This window comes from Caballeronia sp. HLA56 (assembly GCF_054655155.1).
This window is the reverse complement of record NZ_BAAHOB010000002.1, coordinates 807,615-831,925: the sequence shown is the minus strand read 5'-3', so window position 1 is coordinate 831,925 and position 24,311 is coordinate 807,615. Positions and strand designations below refer to the sequence as shown.

Annotated in this window: 19 protein-coding genes and 1 riboswitch; of the genes, 15 read left to right on the top strand and 4 right to left on the bottom strand. The window is 61.4% G+C overall.

Going from position 1 to position 24,311, the window contains the following annotated elements; all coding sequences use genetic code 11:
* Positions 1–18: 18 nt before the first annotated feature.
* A complete protein-coding gene (locus ACYQ47_RS10145; protein WP_459905299.1) occupies positions 19–1,704 on the bottom strand; it encodes a methyl-accepting chemotaxis protein in 1,686 nt (561 codons plus the stop codon).
* 133 nt (positions 1,705–1,837) lie between these two features.
* Complete coding sequence (locus ACYQ47_RS10140) at positions 1,838–4,204, bottom strand: sensor domain-containing protein (protein WP_459905298.1); 2,367 nt, start codon at positions 4,202–4,204, stop codon at positions 1,838–1,840.
* A 421-nt stretch (positions 4,205–4,625) separates the two neighbouring features.
* Between ACYQ47_RS10140 and ACYQ47_RS10135 the strand changes: the two genes are divergently transcribed.
* The 15 genes from ACYQ47_RS10135 (at position 4,626) to ACYQ47_RS10065 (ending at position 23,067) form a co-directional block, all read left to right on the top strand.
* Entirely contained in the window at positions 4,626–5,579 is a 954-nt protein-coding gene (locus ACYQ47_RS10135) for a DnaJ C-terminal domain-containing protein (protein ID WP_250494626.1), read from the top strand.
* 6 nt (positions 5,580–5,585) lie between these two features.
* Positions 5,586–5,906 (top strand): chaperone modulator CbpM, encoded by a 321-nt coding sequence (locus tag ACYQ47_RS10130; protein WP_250469456.1) that lies wholly within the window; start codon positions 5,586–5,588, stop codon positions 5,904–5,906.
* Between the two features lie 188 nt (positions 5,907–6,094).
* Positions 6,095–6,225: riboswitch (guanidine-I (ykkC/yxkD leader) on the top strand.
* Between the two features lie 58 nt (positions 6,226–6,283).
* The gene (locus ACYQ47_RS10125) at positions 6,284–7,360 is read left to right on the top strand and encodes a putative urea ABC transporter substrate-binding protein (RefSeq protein WP_250494624.1); all 1,077 of its coding nucleotides are present in this window, start codon (positions 6,284–6,286) and stop codon (positions 7,358–7,360) included.
* A 24-nt stretch (positions 7,361–7,384) separates the two neighbouring features.
* Positions 7,385–8,200 carry an ABC transporter permease gene (locus ACYQ47_RS10120; RefSeq protein ID WP_459905297.1) on the top strand — a complete coding sequence of 272 codons (816 nt, stop codon included), beginning with the start codon at positions 7,385–7,387 and terminating at the stop codon, positions 8,198–8,200.
* A complete protein-coding gene (locus ACYQ47_RS10115; protein WP_250469446.1) occupies positions 8,197–8,988 on the top strand; it encodes an ABC transporter ATP-binding protein in 792 nt (263 codons plus the stop codon). Before ACYQ47_RS10120 ends, ACYQ47_RS10115 begins: the two co-directional genes overlap by 4 nt.
* 14 nt (positions 8,989–9,002) lie before the next feature.
* Positions 9,003–9,707 carry an urea amidolyase associated protein UAAP1 gene (locus tag ACYQ47_RS10110; protein ID WP_250511097.1) on the top strand — a complete coding sequence of 235 codons (705 nt, stop codon included), beginning with the start codon at positions 9,003–9,005 and terminating at the stop codon, positions 9,705–9,707.
* A gap of 16 nt (positions 9,708–9,723) precedes the next feature.
* A complete protein-coding gene (locus tag ACYQ47_RS10105) occupies positions 9,724–10,365 on the top strand; it encodes an urea amidolyase associated protein UAAP2 (protein WP_244830645.1) in 642 nt (213 codons plus the stop codon).
* A 184-nt stretch (positions 10,366–10,549) separates the two neighbouring features.
* On the top strand, positions 10,550–14,155 hold the full coding sequence (uca, locus tag ACYQ47_RS10100) for an urea carboxylase (RefSeq protein WP_459905296.1): 3,606 nt from the start codon (positions 10,550–10,552) through the stop codon (positions 14,153–14,155).
* Positions 14,156–14,315: 160 nt separating this feature from the next.
* A complete protein-coding gene (locus tag ACYQ47_RS10095) occupies positions 14,316–15,308 on the top strand; it encodes a TRAP transporter substrate-binding protein (RefSeq protein WP_244830653.1) in 993 nt (330 codons plus the stop codon).
* Positions 15,309–15,355: 47 nt separating this feature from the next.
* Positions 15,356–15,934: a TRAP transporter small permease subunit gene (locus ACYQ47_RS10090; protein ID WP_250469441.1), complete on the top strand. Its 579-nt coding sequence runs from the start codon at positions 15,356–15,358 to the stop codon at positions 15,932–15,934.
* Between the two features lie 12 nt (positions 15,935–15,946).
* Entirely contained in the window at positions 15,947–17,251 is a 1,305-nt protein-coding gene (locus tag ACYQ47_RS10085) for a TRAP transporter large permease (RefSeq protein ID WP_250494619.1), read from the top strand.
* A 36-nt stretch (positions 17,252–17,287) separates the two neighbouring features.
* Positions 17,288–19,408: a hydantoinase/oxoprolinase family protein gene (locus ACYQ47_RS10080; protein ID WP_310392044.1), complete on the top strand. Its 2,121-nt coding sequence runs from the start codon at positions 17,288–17,290 to the stop codon at positions 19,406–19,408.
* Positions 19,405–21,081, top strand: a complete 1,677-nt coding sequence (locus tag ACYQ47_RS10075; RefSeq protein ID WP_244830661.1) for a hydantoinase B/oxoprolinase family protein — start codon at positions 19,405–19,407, stop codon at positions 21,079–21,081. Before ACYQ47_RS10080 ends, ACYQ47_RS10075 begins: the two co-directional genes overlap by 4 nt.
* A gap of 61 nt (positions 21,082–21,142) precedes the next feature.
* Positions 21,143–22,030, top strand: coding sequence for an alpha/beta fold hydrolase (locus ACYQ47_RS10070; RefSeq protein ID WP_459905295.1), 888 nt, complete (start codon positions 21,143–21,145; stop codon positions 22,028–22,030).
* Between the two features lie 74 nt (positions 22,031–22,104).
* Positions 22,105–23,067 carry a LysR substrate-binding domain-containing protein gene (locus tag ACYQ47_RS10065; RefSeq protein WP_250527703.1) on the top strand — a complete coding sequence of 321 codons (963 nt, stop codon included), beginning with the start codon at positions 22,105–22,107 and terminating at the stop codon, positions 23,065–23,067.
* Here the strand turns inward: ACYQ47_RS10065 and ACYQ47_RS10060 are convergent.
* Both ACYQ47_RS10060 and ACYQ47_RS10055 read right to left on the bottom strand, forming a co-directional pair.
* On the bottom strand, positions 23,050–23,886 hold the full coding sequence (locus ACYQ47_RS10060) for a hydroxypyruvate isomerase family protein (RefSeq protein WP_459905294.1): 837 nt from the start codon (positions 23,884–23,886) through the stop codon (positions 23,050–23,052). The genes ACYQ47_RS10065 and ACYQ47_RS10060 overlap by 18 nt on opposite strands.
* A complete protein-coding gene (locus ACYQ47_RS10055) occupies positions 23,883–24,311 on the bottom strand; it encodes a RidA family protein (protein WP_459905293.1) in 429 nt (142 codons plus the stop codon). The genes ACYQ47_RS10060 and ACYQ47_RS10055 overlap by 4 nt, the downstream gene beginning before the upstream one ends.

Here is a 24,311-nt window from a genome sequence, read left to right as displayed (position 1 = left end):
AGCGCCCTGTTTCATCGCTTAGAACGTGGCCCAGTCGCCGTCGCCGGCTGCGACCGCGGGTTCTGCGCGCTTCTTCGGCGCGGCAGGCTTGACGGCCTTCACGATCGACGCGGGCGCAGGACGGTGCACGGGCGATGCGTTCGCACGGGTCGCGGCAACGACAGTCTGTCCCGTGCGAAACACGGCGACGGTCGTGCGCAATTGCTCGGCCTGATCTTCCAGCGATCCAGCCGCTGCCGCCGCTTCTTCGACGAGTGCCGCGTTCTGCTGCGTGACCTCGTCCATCTGCGAGATGGCCTGGTTCACTTGCTCGATACCGCGCGTCTGTTCATGCGATGCCGACGCGATCTCGCCCATGATGTCCGTCACGCGTTGTATCGCCGTGCCGACCTTTTGCATGGTTCCACCCGCGCGGGCAACGAGTTCCGTGCCCGCCTGCACGCGGCCGCCCGACGTCTCGATCAACTCCTTGATCTCCTTAGCGGCACTCGACGAACGCTGTGCGAGGCTGCGCACTTCACTTGCAACGACGGCAAAGCCGCGACCCTGCTCGCCAGCCCGAGCGGCTTCGACCGCGGCGTTCAACGCAAGGATGTTGGTCTGGAACGCAATGCCTTCGATCATGCCGATGATCTCCGCGATCTTGGCCGAACTCTGCTCGATGCCCGCCATGGTCTCGACGACCTGACCGACGATAGCGCTGCCTTCGTTGGCGACGGCGTTCGCGTTGTCGGCGAGGCCGCTTGCCTGCATCGCGTTCTCGGAGTTCTGCTTGACCGTCGCGGTGAGTTCTTCCATGCTCGCGGCCGTTTCCTGCAGCGAAGCGGCCTGCTGTTCGGTACGCGATGAAAGATCGGTATTGCCCGCTGCAATCTGCTTGCTGGCGCTCGCAATGGCCTCGCTGCTCGTGCGGACGGAGCCGACGGTCGCCGCGAGCTTCTCCTTCATGGCGGCGACGCCGGAGAGCAACTGGCCCATCTCATCGTGGGTCTTGATCGTGACCGTGCGTGTCAGATCGCCTGCCGCGATGTGCTCGAAATGCTCGAGTGCATCGGCGAGCGGCGACATGATCGCGCGACGCAGGAAGTACCAACCGAAAGCCGCGCCCGCAATACCCACGACGAGCGAGATGAAGCCAACGGTACGCACGGTTGCGTAGCTGCTGTCGTTTTCCTCGTCCTGGCGGGCTGCGTCGATGAGTTGGAATTCCTTCAGCTTCTTGAAGGCATCGCTCGTGCGATTGTAGGCATCGGGCACGTCTTTCTGTGCATAGCGAATGATCTCGGCCTGATCGCGTTTCTCGATGGCGGCGCCAAAAGCTTCGACTGCCTTGCGCATTTGAGCGCGGCCTTCGACCACGTCCTTCGCGAGGACGTCTTCGTCCGCGCCACGCGGGATGACATCGTACTTCTTGTACCACTCGTCCGAATCGGCCAACGCTTTCTCGGCGCGAGCGCGCAGGTCTTCCCCTCCGGTGCCTTCGCGGTCGAGCGCAAAGCGGTCGAGCAGCACGCGTGCGCGGTTCAGGTACACGTCCGAGACACCCAGCGCGTTGACGGAGGGCAACGTGCTCAGACTCACGTCTCTTGCGGACGCCTTGATGGTCGCCATGCCGTATAGACCGATTCCCACGGACAAGCTGAGCAGCACGCCAAGAAAAATCATGGTGAGCGCGAGCCGCGCCCGGATTGTCAGGCTCTTCATTCGTTTTGCTTCCAGAGTGGTCGTAGGTGGAGACGAGGCGCGATGCTTATCGACGCCGGTTGCAAGCTTGTCCACCTTCTTATCGGCGTGAAGCAGGGAAACTGTAATGAGGATGTAGGTATGACGGCCGCCGTTACGTCACGGCGCCCGCTGCAACGACACCGCTCGGCTCAGGCACGAGCGTCGAAAGTCCCACGACGAGTTCCGGCGCGACCGGCCGGCTCAGCAAGTAACCTTGCACGAAGTCGCACTGCGCTTGCCGCAGCATGTCCAGTTGCGTTGCGCGCTCGACACCTTCCGCCGTGACGCTCACGCCGAGCGCATGCGACATCTGGATGATGCCGCACACGATGCCATGCGTCGCGGCATCGCTTTCCAGGCGAGCGACAAACGAACGGTCGATCTTGAGCGTATCCGGCGCGAAATCCGCGAGGTAACGCAGACTCGAATAGCCCGTGCCGAAGTCATCGATGGCGATGCGCACGCCGAGTTCCTTCAACGCACAGAGCGTGCGTTGCGCGAGCTCTGCATTCTCCATCAACGCACTCTCGGTCAGTTCCACTTGCAGGCTCGACGGCGGCAGTCCGTGCCGGCGCAAAGCGTTATCCACGACATCGACGATAGCCGTATCGCGCAACTGCCGCGCCGACACGTTCACGGAGACGCTGAGCGCGCTCGCACCGTTTCTGCGCCAGTGCGCAAGCTGCCGAAGCGCGTCTTCCATGACCCACGCGCCGACCTCGATGATGAAGCCGCTCTCTTCCAGGATCGGAATGAACACGCCCGGCGAGACGACACCGCGCGTTGGATGACTCCAACGGATGAGCGCCTCGACACTGCGGACCGCGAGCGAATGCGGCTCGTGAATCGCCTGATAGTGCAGCACGAACTGGTCGTTGGCGAGCGCGGCGGGCAGGTCGCGCTCCAGGTTGAAGTCGACGATACGCTTGCTTGCGTCCTTGTCGGCAAAGCGAAAGCCGTTGCGCCCGGCCTTCTTCGCGGCATACATCGCAATGTCGGCACTCGTGAGCAAGGTCTCGTGATCGGCGCCGTTCTCGGGGAACACGGAAATGCCGATCGACGCGGTGACGAACGCGCCGGCGCGAGGCGCATCGCCTGTTTGTGCGAGCACGCCGAGAATGATTCGCGCGATGCTCGCAAGCCGTTCCTTGTCGCGTGCCTCGTCGATCAGCACGGCAAACTCGTCGCCGCCGAGTCGCGCAAGAAAGGCATCGGCCGGGAGCGCCGCCTGAATCACTTCGCTCAGCGACTTGAGCAGACGGTCGGCTGCCGTATGGCCGAGCGTGTCGTTGAGCACCTTGAAGCGGTCCAGATCGATGAACATCAGCGCGAACACGTTGTCCTCGCGGCAGCGTTCCTCGATGGCCCGCAAAAGCGCAACGCGATTCGCGAGCCCTGTCAGCGAATCCGAGAAAGCCAGCCGGTCCAGTTCCGCGACACGCTCCTGCTCCGCAGTGATGTCCTCGCTGATGCCGATGATGCGCGCCACGCCGCCCGCCGCATCGCGCACGGGATAACCCGTGCTTTGCACCCAACGCACGCCGCCGCCGGGCCGCTTGATGCGGTATTGCACGCGCCCGCCAATCGCGGTGTCGACGATGCGGCGCATCGCGGCTTCGACTTGCGGACGGTCTTCGGGCAGCACGACATCCATCCACGCTTGCGGACGTTCCAGCAGCGTCGGCGCGTCCACGCCGAACAGGGACGCGCAGCCTTCGCTCAACCGATGGAAGTGGCTGAAATCCGCGCTATACGAGTAGAAGCAGAGACCGGCGTGCGCTTCCATCTCGGTCATCAGCGCGTCTTTCGCGCGCAGATCGGCGGCGAGGTCGGCTTCCTGAGTGACATCGAGCGACGCGCACAAAATGCCGTAGACGCCACCCCTACCGTTTTCGATAGGGATCAATCGCGACTGCCATACCTTCGGCTCGCCTGTCGTCGTCGGGCACGCGCCAGTGAAAGACGTGCGCGCGCCTTGCAGCGCGGCGGCGAATGCGCTGCGAGCGGCGATGGCGTCATCGTTCGACCAGAAGCTCAGCCAGTCGGCGCCGGCAAGCTGTTCCGGGCCGCTCGCCTGCATCAACTGCGCGCCATGCTCGGAGATGCGCAACATGCGCCCTTCTTCGTCCAGCAGCTTCAGGCATTCGCGGTTCGCGTCCAACAGCGCCCGTGCGAGCGCGCGGGTGGCATTCTCGCGCCCGGCGGCGCGGCGTGCACGACCAAGACCGATCGTCAGCACGACGCCGCCGGCAAAGACGCCAACGCACGACGCCGCAACGTTCGACACGGACGCGAGTGGCCAATAAACGAGCGCGAACGCGCCCACCGCACCGAGCATGTGCTGCGCGACGCAGGCAGAGGAAAGAATTGCGCTACGTGCCTGAGTTTTCAGGAAGAACGACAGGAAGCCCTGGTTCTGCGCGGATCGAGTCTCCGACCGTGCGCGGTCGACTGAACCCTGGGTGGAATGATGGGACATGGGCATTGCAAAACCAGGCTTTCGGTGGACGTGGTGGACGAGTCGACCAAGCCTCGTGCTTGATGGAGCCGATCAGGCGATTCCTGGTTTACGACGCACAAGTGCAAATGCTTTAGCCCTGTGCGGACGAAGAAATACGTGGCGCGGGCGATGGAGCCGTCAGGGAGAGTGCGAGAACAAGGCTCCAAGCGTGCCTTACCGATACGTGAAGCGCCGGTGCGTCCTCTTCGTCCGAGGGACGCCCGTGCATGCGCTTCGAAACGAGCGTGCGGCCATTCGTCGAGCCGCTTCTGCGCGCTCGAATCGTTCACCCATGACACGCTCCAGCAAACATGCTTGTATATTAACGGGACGACATCGGCGTCGCGACTACGCGTCGCGTCGGCGAACCGGGACCAATGATCGACCATCCGGGCTAACCATGAAATACAAAGACTACTACGCGGTCATGGGCGTTCCGCGCACGGCGAGCGAAGCGGAAATCAAGACCGCTCACAGAAAACTCGCGCGCAAGTTTCATCCCGACCTCAACAAGGACGCGGACGCCGAAGCGCGCTTCAAGGAAGTGGGCGAGGCATATCAGGTACTCAAGGACCCGGAGAAGCGCGCCGCGTTCGATGCCCTCGGCACCGGGCTCAAAGATGGCGACGAGATCCGTCCGCGTCCCGATGTCGGCGATGGCTTCGAGTATCGCGGTGGCGAAAGTCAGCAAGACGCCGACGACTTCTTCAGCGACCTGTTCGGCGCACGCAGCGGCATGCACGGCGGCGCACGCGCGCGGCATGGGACACGGTCGCGCATGCCCGAGTGGCCGGGCGAGGATCATCATGCAAGCGTCGCGGTCAGCCTGGAAGATACCTACACCGGCGCGCAGCGCACCTTCAGGCTACAAATGCCCGTCATCGACGATGAAGGACGCGTGACGTATCAAACGCGCACGCTCGATGTGACGATACCGAAGGGCATTCTCGACGGCCAGCGCCTGCGCCTCGCGGGTCAGGGAGGCGCCGGTTCGGGCAATGCGCCGCCAGGCGACCTCTATCTGGAAGTGACGGTCGACAAGCACAAGCGTTATACCGTCGACGGCCGCGACGTCACCGTCGAATTGCCGCTTGCGCCATGGGAAGCCGCGCTTGGCGCAGAGGTGGTCGTGCCGACGCCATCCGGCGATGTGACCGTGACCGTTCCGGCCGGGTCTGCCGCCGGACGACGTTTGAGGTTGCGCGGTCGAGGCATTCCCGGCAATCCGCCCGGCGATGTCTACGTCATGCTCGGCATCGTGCTGCCTCCCGCCGATACCGACGCCAGGAAGGCTGCCTATCACGCCATGCGCGATGCGTTCGACTTCGATCCGCGCGCGCACTTTTATGGGTGAACCATCATGAATGAAAACGAGCCGGTTTATCTGCAGGGCGATATCGTCGAGGAGCACGTCGAGTTCACGATGATCGAACTGTGTCGCATCACGGGCGCTTCGGAAGATCAGCTCGCGCTTTGGGTGCAAGAAGGCGCATTCGAGCCGCGAGGTGCGCGTATCGAGGAATGGCGCTTCAGCGGCACGTCGTTGCGCCGCGCCATGACCGCGCAACGACTGACCAGCGATCTCGAACTGAACGCGCAAGGCGTGGCGCTTGCACTCGATCTGCTCGATCAGATCGATGCCTTGCGCTCGCGTCTCGCACGCTACGGCGACCGCGGTTGATACGCATGAGCCTTCGTGCGACCTTTCCCCGAAACGTCGCACGAGCGCTTCGATGGTGCGCCGATCATCCGGATTTGGTGCACACGCATGGCTGAATCATGAAACATGCGCTCATTTGCGATGGCACGCTTATCGCTTATAGCTACAGCAAGGAGCCGGCGCTTCATCCGGTTTAGCACCAACAATTTGCAATAGATAACTAGGGTTCCGATCCGCGTAGCGTCCATGAGGGACGATCCATACGCGCGATGCTGGTCCGAGAGTTGTCGACCTCAAGGTTCTGCGCGAGGTTACACGGCGGGATAAAAGCCCGGGAGAGAACGCGATCGAGAGTCGCGCCGCTCCCCGCCGTCGATAACCCCTTCGAGGTCAACCTCATGCGCAAGCTATCCCGTTTCATCGGCATCGCCGCCCTCTCTCTCGCCGCGTTTGCTTCCACCGCTTCTCCCTCGTTCGCCGCCGGTCGTCAGGACTTCAAGGTCTGCTGGACCATCTATGCGGGCTGGATGCCGTGGGGCGAAGCGAAAACTCAAGGCATCGTTTCCAAGTGGGCCAAGAAATACGGCATCAATGTCGATGTCGTGCAGCTCAACGACTACGTCGAGTCGATCAATCAGTACACGGCCGGCAAGTTCGACGGCTGCGCCATGACCAACATGGACGCACTGACGATTCCCGCCGCGGGCGGCGTGGACTCGACCGCGCTTATCGTCAGCGACTATTCCAACGGCAACGACGGCGTGCTCGTAAAGGGCACTGGCAAGAAGATCGCCGACATCAAGGGTCAGCAGATCAACCTCGTGCAGTTTTCCGTATCGCACTATCTGCTTGCCCGCGCGCTCGAATCCGCCGGCATGAGCGAGCGCGATCTCAAGGTGGTGAACACATCGGATGCCGATATCTCGGCCGCGTTTGCGACACCCGCCGTGAAGCAGGCCGTCACCTGGAATCCCATGCTCGCCGACCTGAAGGCCAAGCCCGATGTGACCGAAGTCTTCGATTCGAGCAAGATTCCCGGCGAGATCATGGACATGATGGTCGTCAACACGAAGACGCTGCAAGAGAACCCCGCACTCGGCAAGGCACTGACGGGCGCATGGTTCGAGATGATGTCGCTGATGCGCGCCAACAGCGCCGACAGCACCGCCGCCCTCAACGCGATGGCGAAGGCATCCGGCACCGATCTGCCGGGCTTCAAGGGCCAGCTCTCGACCACCGCGCTCTTCTACACGCCTAAGTCCGCGCTCGACTTCGCGACGAGTCCCGAACTGCCGCGCACCATGACGCGCGTCGCGAAGTTCTCGTTCGATCACGGTCTGCTCGGTCAAGGCGCGCCGAGCGCGGACGCAATCGGCATGGCGTTCGACAAGGGCGTCGTGGTCGGCAGCAAGAGCAACGTCAAGCTGCGCTTCGATCCGACCTACGTGCGCATGGCCGCCGACGGCAAGCTTTAACGCCTGCGAACCGGAGGCTGCGCGATGCGACTCATCAACCGACACCCGAGCAAGAGCGGCGCCATGCTGCTGCTCTTGATGCCGTTCATCGTGCTGTTGGCGGTGTACTTCACCAGTTCGTCGCTACGGCTCAGGGACAATCCCGGCGACAAGGTGCTGCCGAGCGCGAGCCAGATGAGCGAGGCGATCACTCAGTTCGCCTTCACCGAAGACAAGCGCACGGGCCAATATCTGCTTTGGACCGATACGCTCGCAAGCCTTAAGCGCCTTGGCATCGGGCTTGCGGTGAGTGCGGTGATCGCGCTCGTCGCGGGCATCGTGACGGGCAGCATTCCGCTCGTGACCGCAACGCTCTCGCCCTTCATCACTGTCGTCTCGATGATCCCGCCGCTCGCGGTGCTGCCCATTCTCTTCATCGTGTTCGGCCTCGACGAGTTGTCGAAGGTCGTGCTGATCGTGATCGGCATTACGCCCATGATGATCCGCGATCTTCAGCAGCGCGCACGCGAGATTCCCGACGAGTTGTGGGTCAAGGCGCAGACGCTCGGCGCCACGAGCTGGACGCTGATGCTGCGCATGATCCTGCCGCAACTCATGCCGCGCCTGCTTGTCGCACTGCGTCTCGCGCTCTGTTCGGCGTGGCTCTTTCTCATCGCGGCGGAAGCGATCGCATCCGTCGACGGCCTCGGCTACCGCATCTTTCTCGTGCGCCGCTATCTCGCGATGGACGTGATCCTGCCTTACGTCGCGTGGATCACGCTGCTCGCGTGGCTTATCGACGAGAGCCTGCGCCGTATCACGCTGTGGGCGTTTCCCTGGTACGGCGGAGGCGCAAGATGATCGAAGTCCGCAACGTGTGGAAAGAGTACGGCAACCAGGTCGTGCTCGAACGCCTGAATCTCAAGATTGGAAAAGGCGAATTCTGTTCGATGGTCGGTGCGTCGGGCTGCGGCAAGTCCACGTTTCTGCGCCTTCTGCTCGGTCAGGAACGCGCGACACGCGGCGAGATCCTGCTCGATGGCGAACCGCTGCCAGGTGAACCGGACGCGCATCGCGGTGTGGTGTTTCAGCGCTATTCGGTGTTCGAGCATTTGAGCGTGGTGCGCAACGTGATGCTCGGTCACGAGTTGCGCGAGTCGAGGCTCATGGGCCGTCTTTTCGGCGCGCGTCGACAGGCTGCACGCGACGAAGCCGTGGCGATGCTCGAACGCGTCGGTCTTGCCGCCGCGCTCGACAAGTATCCGCATCAGCTTTCAGGCGGCATGCAGCAGCGTCTTGCCATTGCGCAGGCGCTCATGATGAAGCCGCGCATCTTGCTGCTCGACGAACCCTTCGGCGCGCTCGATCCGGGCATCCGCCGCGACATGCACGAACTGCTGCTCAAGCTCTGGCGCGAGTCGGGCCTGACCATCTTCATGGTCACGCACGACCTGAAAGAAGGCTTCACGCTCGGCAGCCGCGTGCTCGTCTTCGACAAGGTACGTGTCGATCCGCAAGCGCCCGGCGCGTATGGCGCGCGTATCACCTACAACATTCCGCTCGACCATAGCCGCGACTCGGCTTCGTCGATCCACGTTGCACGGGCGGCCGTCGAAGGCGCCGCGCGTGCGGAAGCGATACCTGCTTAAAGGAACCCAGGAAGATGGACTTGCTACTCGAAGAAACCGTTCCCGGCGGCGGACATGCGTCGCTGATCGTCAAGCGGGGACAGTCGTTGCGCCTGACCGATATGGATGGCGGCGCGAATGTCAGCATCATGATGTTCAACGCCGCCGAAAAAAGCGAACGCTTGAATTTACCCGATACGCTCAAGTGCCAGCACACGGCCAAACTAAGCGCGGGCCATTGCCTCTACTCCGACATGGGCCGCGTGCTTGCCGCCATCGTCGCGGATACATGCGGGTGGCACGACAGCATCGGCGGGGTATCGAATGCCGGGGAAGTGCATGAGAAGTATGGCGCGGGACGCTATCAGGAACTGCGTAACGGCTTTTATCGCAATGGTGTGGACAACCTGCTCGTCGAGATGGGCAAATGGAATCTCGGCCTCTCCGATCTCTTGATGACGCTGAATCTCTTCAGCCGCGTCGACGTGACGGACCAGGGGGCGCTTACCTTCGTCAGCGGCAATTCGAAGCCCGGCGATTACGTCGAGCTCTATGCGCCGATGAACACGCTCGTCGTGCTCACCGCAATTCAGCATCCGCTCGATCCGAACGCGAACTATGCGCCGCAACCCGTGAAGCTCTCGTTGGCAAATGCGGATCGAGAAGTGGCTGAACTCTGCCGCACTTCGTGCGAGGAAAACGTGCGTGGCTTCATCAATACCGAGCGCTTTTATCTTTGAGCGGAGACCGACAAACATGACGACCTACCTCACCGCCAGCGACCGCCGTGCAGAAGATGCGATCCACCGCGAAACGCTCGGCGCCGGCGAGCCGTGGCTCAAGGAACTGAAGGCCGGACAGACGCTGCGCATTCGCGATATGGAAGGCAATCAGGCTGTCGATACGCTCTTCTACAGCCTCGACAACCCGCGCGAACGTTTCGATCCGCAACGCACCCTGCGCCGCCAAAAGAGCCTCTATCTGACGACGGGAACCGTGCTGTATTCCAACCTCGGCAACCCGATGCTGACCATCGTCGCCGATACATGCGGCCGTCACGACACGCTTGGCGGCGCATGCGCTCAGGAGAGCAATACCGTTCGCTATGCGCTCGAAAAGCGCTACATGCATAGCTGCCGCGACAACTTCCTACGCGCCTGCGCGCACGACGGACGGCTTTCCAAACGCGACCTGAGTCCGAACATCAACTTCTTCATGAACGTGCCGGTGACGGCCGATGGCGGACTCACGTTCGAAGACGGCATCTCCGCGCCCGGCAAATACGTCGAACTGCGCGCGGAGATGAACGTCATCGTGCTCATCTCCAATTGCCCGCAGTTGAACAACCCCTGCAACGCCTACAACCCGACACCCGCGGAGTTACTGATATGGGAATGAGGCGAATGAACCGCCTGCGTGAATGGTTCTATCTCGTGATGATGATTCGCGCGGGACGACTCGGCGCCTGTTCGCGCGACTCGCTAAAGTCTCATCAAACGAAAGTCTGAGGACGCTGCCGGGGACGACCCCGGCGTGCATCTTTCAATCGACGGGACGACCCGCCGACGCATCCGCCCCTGTCATGTTCGACAAAGTCCTGATTGCCAATCGCGGTGCCATTGCGTGCCGCATCCTTCGTACCTTGCGTTCGCTCGATATAGCAGGCGTCGCGGTCTATAGCGAAGCCGATCTCGCGAGCCGCCACGTCAGCAAAGCGCCCATCGCGCATTCGCTCGGTCAGGGCGCGGCTTCATCCACGTATCTGGATGTCGCGAAGATCCTCGAGATCGCGCGCCGCGAAAACGTGCAGGCCATCCATCCCGGCTACGGCTTTCTCTCGGAAAACGCGCTATTCGGGGAAGCGTGCGAAGCAGCCGGCATCGCGTTCATAGGACCGACGCCCGCGCAATTGCGCGCCTTCGGGCTCAAGCATACGGCTCGCGCCATTGCGGCCGAGCAAGGCGTGCCGATGCTCGAAGGCACCGGCCTTCTCGAAGACGCCGAAGCCGCGTTGCAGGCGGCTGGGCGCATTGGCTATCCGGTGATGTTGAAAAGCACGGCGGGCGGCGGCGGTATCGGCATGCGCGTGTGCTGGAATGCCGATGAACTCGCCGCGCAGTTCGACGTGGTGAAGCGCCTCGGGCAAAACAACTTCAGCGATGCGGGCGTGTTCATCGAGAAGTACATCGAACGCGCGCGGCATCTCGAAGTGCAGATTTTCGGCGATGGCCGCGGCAACGCGCTTGCACTCGGTGTACGCGATTGCTCGGTGCAGCGGCGTAACCAGAAAGTGCTCGAAGAAACGCCCGCGCCTTCGTTGCCCGATGGCATGTCAGAGGCATTGTGCGAAGCGGCGTTGCGGCTTGCCAGAGCGGTGGCTTATCGTTCGGCTGGGACGGTCGAATTCGTATACGACAGCGGTGCCGCGCAGTTTTATTTTCTCGAAGTGAACACGCGGCTGCAGGTCGAACACGGCGTGACCGAGCAAGTCTGGGGCGTCGATCTCGTTCAGTGGATGATCGAACTCGCGGCAGGCACGCTTGCGCCGCTCGACGAACTCGGCGCCGCGTTGAAGCCCGTTGGTCATGCTATTCAGGCGCGGCTCTACGCCGAAGATCCCGGCCGCGATTTCAAGCCGAGTCCTGGCTTGCTGACCGAGGTCGCGTTTCCCGAAGCGGATGGCAGCGCGCTGCGCATCGACACATGGATCGAAGCCGGCTGCGAAGTGCCGCCCTATTTCGATCCGATGCTCGCGAAGCTGATCGCGTGGAAACCGACACGCGAAGCCGCGCGCCACGCGCTCGCCGAAGCACTCGACGCCACGCGCATCTACGGCGTGGAGACCAATCGCGTGTATCTGCGGCAGATCATCGACGACACGCCGTTCGCTTCGGGCGAGCCGTGGACGCGTTGTCTTGAAAGGCTCAAGTATCGCGCGAGCACCGTCGAGATCGTGAGCGGCGGCACGCAGACCACGGTTCAGGACTTTCCCGGCAGACTCGGGTTTTGGGCGGTCGGTATTCCGCCCTCGGGCCCAATGGATGATCGAGCGTTACGCCTTGGGAACCGGCTTCTCGACAATTCGCCGGATGCGTCCGCGCTCGAAATCACGATGAGCGGCCCCACGTTGCGTTTCAATACGGACGCGGTGATCGCCATCACGGGCGCGGCGTTGAGCGTGACCGTCGATGGCATCGAGCAGCCGATGCACACGACGCTCTTCATTCCGTCAGGCGCGACACTCGCACTTGGTGCCATTCGTGGAGCGGGCGCACGCGCCTATTTGTGCGTGCGTGGCGGCTTCGATGTCGCGCAGTACCTCGGCAGCCGCAGCACGTTCACGCTGGGTCAGTTCGGCGGCCACGGCGGACGTGCGTTGCGCGCGGGCGATGTACTGCATCTGCATCCCTCGATGGATCGCGCACATGGCGTGCGCCTTTCGTTCACGCCCGCGCTCGACCCGGTTCGCACACTGCGCGTGATCTATGGTCCGCATGGCGCGCCGGAGTATTTTAGTCCGCAATACATCGAGACCTTTCTCGACACCGAATGGGAAATTCACTTCAATTCGAGCCGTACCGGTGTGCGCCTGATCGGACCGAAACCCGAATGGACGCGCGAGGACGGGGGCGAAGCGGGACTGCATCCGTCGAACATTCACGACAATCCGTATGCGGTCGGCGCGATCGACTTCACTGGCGACATGCCTGTGATTCTTGGTCCCGATGGCCCGAGCCTCGGCGGCTTCGTGTGTCCCGTGACGATCATCGAAGCGGACCTGTGGCAGATCGGGCAGTTGAAGGCGGGCGACAAGGTGCGTTTCGTGCCTGTGCAGATCGATGAGGCGCGCGCGGCGGCACGGGCGCGTCTCGTCGAATTGAAGACGCTTGAGCCGCTTGAAGCACTGCCTGCAAGCGCTGATGGAAGACGCGCGTTGACATCGCCCATCGTGCTGGACATCGGCGCGAATCACGACCGGCTGGTTGCGCGTGTGTCGGGCGATACGCACCTGCTGCTCGAACTCGGCCCCGCGGAACTGGACCTCGTCCTGCGCTTTCGTGGCCATGCGCTGATGCAATCGCTCGAAGCGCTCGAGTTGCCCGGCGTGATCGATCTAACGCCCGGCATTCGCTCGCTGCAGGTTCACTATCAGCCTGAGCGCCTGCCGCTTGCAACGTTGCTCGATACGGTCGCGCAGACGTGGCAACGCGTGTTGTTGCAAAAGGACTTGCGCGCGCCTTCGCGCATCGTGCATTTGCCTTTGTCATGGGACGATCCCGCTTGCCGCCTGGCCATCGACAAGTACATGACCACCGTGCGGCCGGATGCGCCATGGTGCCCGAGCAATCTCGAGTTCATCCGGCGTATCAACGACCTCGAATCGATCGATGACGTCAAGCGCATCGTCTTCGACGCAAGCTATCTCGTGATGGGCTTGGGCGATGTCTATCTCGGCGCGCCAGTTGCAACGCCGCTCGATCCACGCCATCGGCTGGTGACGACCAAGTACAACCCGGCGCGTACGTGGACTGCGGAGAACTCCGTTGGCATCGGCGGCGCGTATCTTTGCGTCTATGGCATGGAAGGTCCGGGCGGCTATCAGTTCGTCGGGCGCACGTTGCAGATGTGGAACCGTTATCGCGCGATTGCCGATTTCGCGGGCCGTCCGTATCTCTTGCGCTTCTTCGATCAGATCCGCTTCTACGAAGTCCCGGCCGATGAACTGCTGCATATTCGCGAGCATTTTCCGCTTGGACGTTATCCGCTCAAGATCGAGGAGACAGAGCTGTCTCTCTCCGACTACGAGGCGTTTCTGAAACGCGAGGCGGCTGGTATCGATGCATTCCGCGCCCGTCAGCAAGCCGCGTTTCAAGCGGAACGCGAGCGTTGGCGTGAAGCGGGACAAGCACAGGAGAGCTTCGAGCCTCCGGTTGTAACCGAAGGCGAGACCGTGCCGCTCGAAGACGGTCAGACCGCGGTGGACAGCGAGATCGCGGGCAATCTCTGGCAGGTGCGCGTGAAGGCGGGCGAGCGCATTGCGGCAGGCGACGTGATGTTCGTGATCGAATCGATGAAGATGGAGATCGCCGTGTGCGCGCCCTGCGCGGGCATCGTCGCCGATATCCATGTGGCGCCTGGCACGCCCGTGAAGGCGGGACAGCGCGTGGCGATCATCGGGAACGTCTGAATGTCGTAGCCAAGGGAGCCGCAAGTCCCCGTTGAATTTCATTCAACATGTCATTTTTTTTTTGAACTGGCAGCCCTCCCCCTGCGAATCTAATCTGAACGCGGATTGAGAACACGCGGCTACCCACGCCGCGACCGCATTCACTTCGCAGAGGGTTCAAATGAACGGACTGAAAAGACTAGGTGCTTTCTTCGCGCTGAGCGCCGCATTCACATTGCAAACCCCTGCGTTTGCCGTCGATTGGGACTTCGCCACCGCGAATGCGCCGGGCAATTACCAGACGAAACTGGACGAGAAGTTCGCGGCTGAAGTGGCCGCCGCCACCAACAACGAAGTGAAGATCAACATTCACGCGGGCGGGCAACTCGGTTTCAAGGGCCCGGAAATGTTGAGCGTGATTCGCGATGGACTCGTGCCCATCGGGTCGTTTCAGTTCGCGCAGCAAGTCGGCATCTCGCCGATTCTCGGGGCATCGTCGGTACCGTATCTCGTATCCGGTTTTGATGAGATGAAGACCTTCCGTTCCGTCTCGAAGCCCTACTACGACGCCGAATTCAAGAAGTTCAATCAGAAGCTGCTGCTCACCATTCCCTGGCCCGGCCAGAACGTCTTTTCCAAAGTCGAACTGTCGAACTCGGACACCTTCAGGACCATGAAGATCCGCACGACCGACCGCAACGGCAGCGACTTCTTCCGCAGCCTTGGCGCATCGCCGGCGCAGATTCCCTGGGGTGAAGTCGTGCCCGCGCTGTCGACGGGCGTCATCAATAGCGTGTCGACATCGACATCGTCTGCCGTGGATGGCCAGTTCTGGGACTTCCAGAAGGCGTGCAACGTCGTCAACTGGCAATCGAACTTCGAAGGCGTGTCGGTCAATCTCGACGCCTGGAACAAGCTCAGTGCGAAAAACCAGAAGGCTATCGAAGACGTCGTCGCACGACTCGAACCCGTGTTCTGGGACGCGGCAAAAGCGGAAGACAGCAAGAACTTCGAGACCCTCAAGGCGAAGGGCATGGAGATCTACACGCCGCCCGCGGCCGTGCGCGACGCCATGGCCGCCAAGGGCAAGCCGAGTTGGACCGCCTTCGAGGACGCGGTGCCCGCCGCCAAGCCACTCCTCAAAAGCTATCTGACCGCGGTCGGCAAGCAGTGAGCCGCATCCGCTCTTCGAAAACCACGGTCACAGCGGAGTCAATGCCCATGGAAAACATCGACACAAGCGCGCATGTCGAGAGTTCGAAGGGACGTGCGTTCGTGCAGAAGGCGTTGTTCTCCATCGATATGCTCGCCCGTCTGGATGGCTGGCTCGGCGCCCTCTGCCTCTGCCTGCTATGTCTCTTGATGATTGCCGGCATCGTCGTGCGGACGCTGTCGACCGTGGTGAGCTGGTTGCCCAAGGACATACCCATCGCATGGGAATACAGCTCGTATCTGATGGCCGTGACCTTCACGTTCGGCGCCGCGCTCACGCTTCGCGCAGGCGGCCATATCCGCGTCAGGGTGCTGTTGTCGAACGCATCGCCTCGCGTCGTCAAGGGCCTCGAATGCGTATCGGCGGCGGCGGGCTTTGCATTCGCGGCGTTCTTCTCGGTCGCCATGACGCACTTCTCGTATCAGGCGTTTCTCACCGACGAACGCTCGCTTGCCAGCAGCACGCCCTTGTGGATACCCAAGGCATTCGTCGCGTTCGGCGCGATGCTGCTTGCGCTGCAGTTACTCGCGCGCCTCGGCCAGTTGTTTCTGGACGAGCCTGTCGAAGACAAGAACCTGATTCATTGAAGGCTGAGACACATGGGAACGATACTCACGACAATGGCCGTGCTGCTGTTCGGCGGCCTGTCCATCGGCATATGGGTTGGATTGACGCTTGCCATTACCGGGTCGCTCGCGCTCTTCATTTTCAGGTCCATTCCGGTCGACCGGCTGATCGCTCAGTACGCATGGAACGTGATGACGACGCAGGAGCTGCTGGCCTTGCCGCTTTTCATCGTCATGGGCGAGATTCTGTTTCGAACGCGCATCTCGACGTCGCTCTTCAAGGGACTTGCGCCGTGGGCGAGCTTGCTGCCTGGAAAGCTCTTGCATTCGAACGTCATCGGATGCTCGATCTTCGCCGCCATCTCTGGCTCGTCGGCGGCGACGACGCAGATCGTGGGCCGCGTCACGCTTGCGGAGCTCAATCGCCGCAACTACGACAAGCGGATATCCATGGGCAGTCTGGCAGGGGCGGGTACATTGGGCTTTCTCGTGCCGCCATCGAACATCATGATCGTGTATGGCGTGCTGGCGCAGGTTTCCGTGCTCAAGCTCTTCGCCGCAGGACTGATACCGGCCATTCTTCTCGCGTCGTGCTTCATGGCGTGGATCATGATTCACACCACCTGGAACAAGAGCCTGATTCCCGAGGAAGAAAGTTTCGCGACCATGCCCTGGCGCGAGCGCTTTGCTTCGCTCAAACATCTTGCGCCGGTCGCGTTATTGATCGGCGCGGTTCTCGGCAGCATGTACGGCGGGCTCGTCACGCCATCGGAAGCGGCTGCGGCCGGTGTGGTCGGCGCGCTTGCCATCGCGGGCTTTCAAAAGGACCTGAGCGTTGAAAAGCTGAAGGAAGTCGGACTTGGCGCGGTAAAGACCTGTTCCATGATCGCGCTGATCATTCTCGGCGCATCCATTCTCGGCAGTGCGTCCGCGTTTCTCGGCGTGGGACAGGCGGCCGCCACGTTCGTGCAGGAACTGCACCTGTCGCCGGTTGCGCTGCTGTTCGTGCTGTTCATCGGCTATATCCTGCTTGGCTCGTTTCTCGAAGGCTTTTCGATTATCGTCATTACGTTGCCTATTGTTCTGCCGATGGTTCTCGCAGCCGGATTCAACGCCATCTGGTTCGGCATCTTTCTGGTGATCGCGGTGGAGATCGTTCAGGTTCACCCGCCTATAGGCTTCAATCTCTTCGTGATTCAAGGCATCACGGGAGAGAAGCTCTCCGTCATCACCAAGGCCACGCTGCCCTATCTCGTGCTGCTCATTCTGTTCGGCATTGCATTGATCGTGTTTCCGCAGATCGCGCTTTGGTTGCCGGAGCAACTCGGCTTGAAGTGAGCATGCGCTGTCGTATCTCGCTGATAAATGGAAAATATGATGACGTCTAGGTTTGCCATCTCAGTCGATATCGGTGGCACGTTCACCGACTTCGTATTGCTGGACAGCAAGAAGAAAAGTGTCACGACCGCGAAGGTCCTGAGCACGCCCGAACGCTCGGAAGAAGCGATATTTTCCGGCTTCGAGCACTTACGCCGCGATGCGGAACTGGACCTCGCGGATTGCGATGTCTTCCTGCATGCGACGACGGTCATCACCAACGCCGTCATCGAACGCAAGGGGCACGACTTCATTTTGCTGCATACCGAAGGCTTCGGCACGACGCTTGAAACCGGCCGTGAGCATCGTTACAACGTATCGAATCTGAGGCTGGCTTTTCCGAAACCGCTGACCAAACACCGGTTGAAGGTATCGGTACGTGAACGCATTGCCTACACCGGTGATCTCGTGCGGCAACCCGACCAAGCTGAACTCATCGCGGACGTGCGCCGTCTCGTCGAGGAAACGGGCGTGACGAACTTCGCCATCTGTTTTCTGCATGCCTTTCAAAACCCCGCCAACGAGCAGTTGGTGGAAAGCTGGCTTGCAGAAGCCTTCCCCAATGCCGTCATTTCCACATCCAGCGCCGTGGCCCCGCGTTCGGGCGAGTACGAGCGCTGGATGACATGCGCCGTGAATGCGTTCACCAAGCCGTTGCTGAGTCAGTACGTGAAGCGCCTGGAGACGAGAGCCGCCGACGCGGGCTTCAATGGCCGCCTTTTGATGATGACGTCGTCCGGGCTGCCGCTGCCCATCGGTCACTGCGTCAGAGCGCCCGTCCGTTTGATCGAGTCGGGTCCCGCGGCAGGCGTTCTCGCCGCGAGAGAGATCGCCGCGCGTAATGCACCAGCGCCGCAAGACAGCGGTGCCGTGGACGATACCGTGCTCGCCTACGACATGGGCGGCACGACCGCCAAGGGCGCGTTCCTCATCGCCGGCAAGGTCGATGTGCAAGCGGGCCTCGAAGTGGCGCGCGAAGGCGCATTCGAAGCCGGCAGCGGCTTTCCGCTCATCATTCCCGCGCTCGACTTGATCGAGATTGGCGCGGGCGGCGGCAGCATCGCCGAGATCGACGAACGCGGCGCCATCTCCGTCGGACCGAAGAGTGCGGGCGCCGTTCCCGGCCCGGCATGCTATGCGCGCGGCGGACAAGCGGCGACCGTCACCGATGCAAATCTCTTCCTCGGCTTTCTCGGTGAGGCGAACTTTCGCAATAGCGGCATCGACGCCACCCGGGTTGAAGCCAAGCGTGCGATTCAGCAGAACATCGCGGAACCGCTGGACATCTCGGTGGAGCGCGCGGCTATCGGCATTCATCGCACCATCAACGAAAACGTGGCACGCGCGTTTCGCGTGCATGCAGCGGAACTCGGTGTCGACTACCGGCGCGCCACGCTGGTCTGCACCGGCGGTTCGTCGCCCGTGCATGCGTTGCCTATTGCGCAGCTTCTGTCCATCCGGCGCGTCATCTTTCCGTTCGCCGCGGGCGTGGCTTCCGCCATGGGCCAGTTCGCGAGCAGCGAAGGGATCATCCTGCAGCAAACGAGAAAGATGAGTCTCGCCGATGTCACCGATGACGTCATCGCGCAAGAAGTCGCTCGACTCGTGCAGGCCGAACCATACGCAAGCCAGCTCGTCGATGGCGGCGCGCGGACCATCGTGAAACTCGGCATGCGCTACGAAGGACAAGACTCGGAAGTGACTGTCGAGATATCCGATGAAGGGCGTTATCTGAATGCGGCAAACATTCGCGCCAGATTCCTCGATGCCTACAAGGACATCTTCGGCCTGAACTTTCCGGACTACGGTATCGAGATCAGCACGTGGGTGGTCGAAGTCTCCTTGCCCGAGCATCTCAAGTCCGTGCGCGACTTCAGCTACGACGCGCTCACGCCTTCAGCAAGGATGGAGAAGGAACCCAGGTCCTGCTACATCAGCGACGGCGCAACGGAAGTCTGGACCGAAGTCCCCGTCTTCAACCGATACGCCTTGCCGGTTGGCTGGAAACGCTCCGGCCCCGCGCTGATCGAAGAGAACGACACCACCATCTACGTTCCAGCGTTTGCCGAAGCACGGATTGCATCGACGCTGGATCTCATCGCGGAGCTTAAGTCGTGAATGCTACAGTCAAGATGGACCCGGTCGATGCCGGCATCATCTGGTCCCGTTTCGTCTCGGTTGCGGACGAAATGGTTTCGGCCATGGAACGCACCGCTTTCTCGACAATGGTGCGCGCGAGCGGCGACTTCTCGTGCATGATCTTCGACGCACGAGGCAAGCTGATTGCGCAAGGCGCGACGAGTGTGCCGTCGTTCACGGGAACCGGCCCCAGCACGCTTGCTCATATCCTCGACGTGTTCGACGCGGCCGCTCTGCGCGACGGCGATATCATCGTGACCAACGATCCCTGGATCGGCACGGGACATACGTTCGATATCAACGTCGTGAAACCGGTGTTCTTCGAAGGACGCATTGCCGGATACTGCCTGACCGTTTCGCATCTTGCCGATGTCGGCGGCGTGGGAATGGGTTCGGTCGCGAAGGACGTCTACGAGGAAGGCTTCTCGCTTCCGCCCGTGAAACTCTTCGAAGCGGGCGTGGAGAATCGCTTCGTGTTCGACTTCATCAGAAACAATGTTCGCACGGTCGATTACGTGTTGGGCGACATCTATTGCAATGTCGCGGCATGCAACGTCGGCGCGCAAGGGCTCGTCAAGATTCTCGTGGAGCACAAGCTGTCCACCACCATCGACGCCGCCGATGCGATCTTCGCGCTCACGCGCAAGTCGATCAACGCGAAGCTCGAACGCATGCCCAAGGGAAGTTATGCGGCGACCATACCCGTCGAAGGCGGAAAGGACTTCCCCGACATCTCGCTCTCCGTCACCGTCACGTTGAGCGACTCCGGCTTCGCGTACGACTTCGCCGGAACGGACCCGGTGGTGAATCGCGGCGTCAACGTGCCGATCTGCTATACACGCGCGTTCTGCTACTTCTGCACGAAAGTGCTCGTCGCGCCCAGCATTCCCAACAATCAGGCCATACTCGATTTCGTCACCATAGCGGCGCCCGACAACTGCATTCTCAATGCGCTCAGGCCGAACCCGACTGGTGCGCGGCATGTCTTCGGCCATTTCGTCGGACCGCTCATTTTCAATGCGCTGGCCGAGGCCTTCCCCGACGACGTTCAAGCCGACTCGGGGATGGTGTTCCAGATGAATCTTCGCGGCCAGACGCGCGCGGGAAAGCACTATTCGTCGATCTATTTTTCGGCGGGCGGATACGGCGCGCTAGCAGGTTACGATGGCCGCCCTGCCTTGCCCGCACCGGCCAACATCATCGGCGGCTCGGTTGAATTCTGGGAGCAGCAGATTTGCTGCACCTTCCTCAAGAAAGAGATACTCAGAGACTCGGGCGGGCCCGGCGAGTTTCAAGGCGGCAACGGTCAGATCTTCGCGATCAGGAACGACACGGGTCATCCCATCGAGGCATCGTTCATGGCGTCGCGGACCAAGATAGCCGCGAAAGGATTTGCAGGCGCGGGCGCCGGCGCGCATCGGCTCATCTTCGTGGACGATGTCGAGACCGATCCAAAGGCGCGCGTGCTCATTCCAGACGGCGGTATCGTGGAGATTCGCGACGCGGGCGGCGGCGGATACGGCAACCCGGATCGCAGATCGCTCGATGACATCGCAGCCGACCTCGAAGCCGGGCTGATCAGCGCGCAGTTCGTCGACGACAACTATCCCCGGCAGGCGCGTCAGCTCGCGCGCTCCGTGGGTGCATCGTGAAGCCGGCTTTTTGGCCCGATACAATGCACAACACGCACCTTCACTCAGAAAGAGAACCGACATGTCAGGCGTGATAGACCTTGGCGGCAAGTCCTTCACCAGGCGCTTCGTGCGAAGCGGAGACATCCGCTTTCATATGGTGGATGGTGGCGTCGGCCCGACGGTCGTGCTCGTGGCGGGCTTCCCGCAGACCGCTTATGCGTGGCGTCGCGTGCAACCGCTTCTGGCCGATTCCTACCGTACCATCGCCATCGATTTGCCCGGTCAAGGTTACTCGGACAAGCCCACCACCGGCTACGACACCGAGACCGCCGCCGCGCGCATCAATGGTCTCTTGCGGTCGCTGGATGTCGAGCGTCACTTCTACGTGGGCCATGACATCGGATCATGGATTGCTTATCCGTACGCGCATCGCTATGAGGCCGAGCTCGACGGCATCGTGTTCATCGATGGCAACATCCCCGGCATCACGCTCAGGCCCGAAGTATCGGTCACCGCGCCTTCGAACTGGAAGAGCTGGCACTTCCTGTTCAACGCGGTGGACGACCTGCCTGAAGCGCTCATTGCAGGCAAGGAGCGCGTGCTGATCGAATGGTTCTTCAACAAGAAGACCGCCAACGCAATGGCCACGTTCGAGCCTGCCGACATCGACGAATACGTCAAGGCGTATGCGTCGCTCGGCGGCCTGCGCGGCATGCTCGGCTATTATCGGGCCGTCGAAGAGGACATGAAGCAGAACCAGAAGCTCTTTGCCAGCAAGATCAAAAAGCCCGTGCTCGCGCTTGGAGGCGATGTGGGCAGCGCGCCCACCATCCATGAACTGATGAAGCCGCTCTGCGAAGACCTGAGCGGCGGTGTGATCCAAGACTGCGGGCATTACATTCCCGAAGAGCAGCCGCAAGCGCTGGCAGCGGAACTCAAACGCTTCTTCGAGACATGTCTCGGTTGATCGATGTCGATGCTGCGAATGTCTTCCGCCCTGCAATGCTTTATCCTTGCCGTCATTGGGGCACGGGGGCATAGATGACGGCCGGTTCGAGAAAGAAGGAAAGCGATGAAGCCGAAGCCGTTCCGGACACGCGCCGTGTGCGCTTTCCGCCGCTCAAGTCGCTGATCGCGTTCGAAGCGGCCGCTCGGCACGGCAGCTTCACGCAAGGCGCGGAGGAGATCGGCATCACCACGTCGGCGGTGAGTCATCACATTCAGCAACTCGAAGACTTTCTCGGCGTTCCGCTCTTTCAGCGACATGCCGGGCGCGCGGTGCTGACCGTCGCGGGCCGAACCTATGCGCGCGAACTGGAAAAAGCATTCGGCATGATCGCCACTGCGACGAGTCTTATCGCGCCGCAATCGTGGGGCGGTCATCTGTCGATTGCCGTGCCCAATAGCTTCTCGGTAAAGTGGCTGCAACCGCGTTTGCAAAACTTCCTGAAAGCGAACCCGCTGTTTCGCGTTCGACTTGCGACGCTCCACACACATGAACTCGATGCCAACCGCTACGACATAGCAATCGCGCATGGGCCTCAAACGCCGGGATTGAAGCTTGCCGAGCCATTGCTCATCGAACGGCTCAGGCCGCTTTGCAGTCCGCAACTCGCGGAGGAACTCGGCCTGAAAAGCCCGAAGGATCTGGCTAAGGCTACGCTCATCCACTCCAATAATCCGCTGAACTGGGTCGATTATTTTCGGCGCATAGGCAACCTCGTCGTCAAGCCCGCGCACGACTTGTGGCTCGACCGCTCCGCCATGGCAATCGAAGCTGCGGTAAAGGGCTTGGGCGTGGTGCTGGAAAGCGAGATCCTCGCGGAAGAAGAGTTACGCGATGGCCGGTTGATCGAGCCATTCTCCGACCCGAAGTTCCACGTCGAAAACATCTCTTACTATCTGCTGCGCTCGTCGAGTCTGCGCAATTCGGCCGAAGCGGCCGTGTTTGAAAAATGGCTTCGAGCTGAATTCGAGTTGGCCAATCTAAAAACGATGTTCTGAGTGCTTGCTCAAGCCTGCGGCTTGCGTAAAGGCTTGACGCCAATCGAGTCCAGCGGCAGTCGTTCCACGCGGACGGTACTCGCATCCTATCCAGCCTGAATAGCCGCTATCGGCTATCGCTCGTGCAATCGTGGTCCATGACATGTCGCCCGTGCCCGGTTCGTTTCGTCCTGGTACGTCGGCGACCTGAATGTGCGCCACGTCACGACGATGCATGGCGAACGCATCCAGTACGTCCATGCCGCTCATTGCCGCGTGATAAAAATCGAAGAGCAGTTTGACGTTGCCTTGCGGGATGTCGCGGACGTACGCGCTCGCCTGAGCGAGACTCTTGAGGATGTAACCCGGCACGTCTTGCTGGTTCAGACCTTCGAGCACAAAGGTTACGTTCTGCCCTTCCGCGCGCTTTGCGGCCCACGCGAGATTCGAACGAAAGACGGCTTCGGCCTCGGCTGGCGAGCAGCCGTCCGGCACTCGTCCCGCCATCAAGTGAATCAGGCTGCACTCCAGCGCGTTAGCGTAGTTCAACGCGAGATCGACACCTTCGCGAAAAACATCGACATAGCCTGGAATACAGCCAAAGCCGTTGGAGCCTACGGCTCCTGCTTCGCCCGCCGGCGTGTTGATCAACACTTGTTTCAAGTTCCACTGGCTCAACACGTTGCGAAGCTCGGTGGCATCGTAGCCATATGGCGATGCGTATTCGACTGCCGCGAAGCCATGCAACGCAGCGGCTTCGAATCGCTCAAGAAATGGCAACTCGGTAAAGAGCCATTTGAGATTAGCCGCGAAGCGTACGCGCGAAGACCGTGCAGTCATTTCAACCCCACGATCATTTCGACTTCCACTGCCGCGCCATGCGGAAGCTGCTGCACGCCGATCGCGCTTCGTGCATGCTTGCCGCGTTCTCCGAGCGTTTCGATCAATAGGCGGGACGCGCCATCGATCACCGCGCCCTGTCCGGTGAAATCCGCCGCCGATGCGACGAATCCCGTGATCTTCACGATCTGCGCAATGCGCTCATGCCCGCAAAGCGCGTGCGCGAGTGCATCGAGGCATGCTTTTGCACATAACGCTGCCGCTTCTTGTGCGTCTTCCGCCGATAAGTCCGCGCCGACCTTGCCGCTGTATTTGATCGCTCCGTGTTCGCGCGGAAGCTGGCCGCTCACGAATGCGAGATTGCCGAACACCGTAACGGGCGTGATGAGGTGACTGGGCGTTTGCTTGTCGTCTGCGCGCTGCAT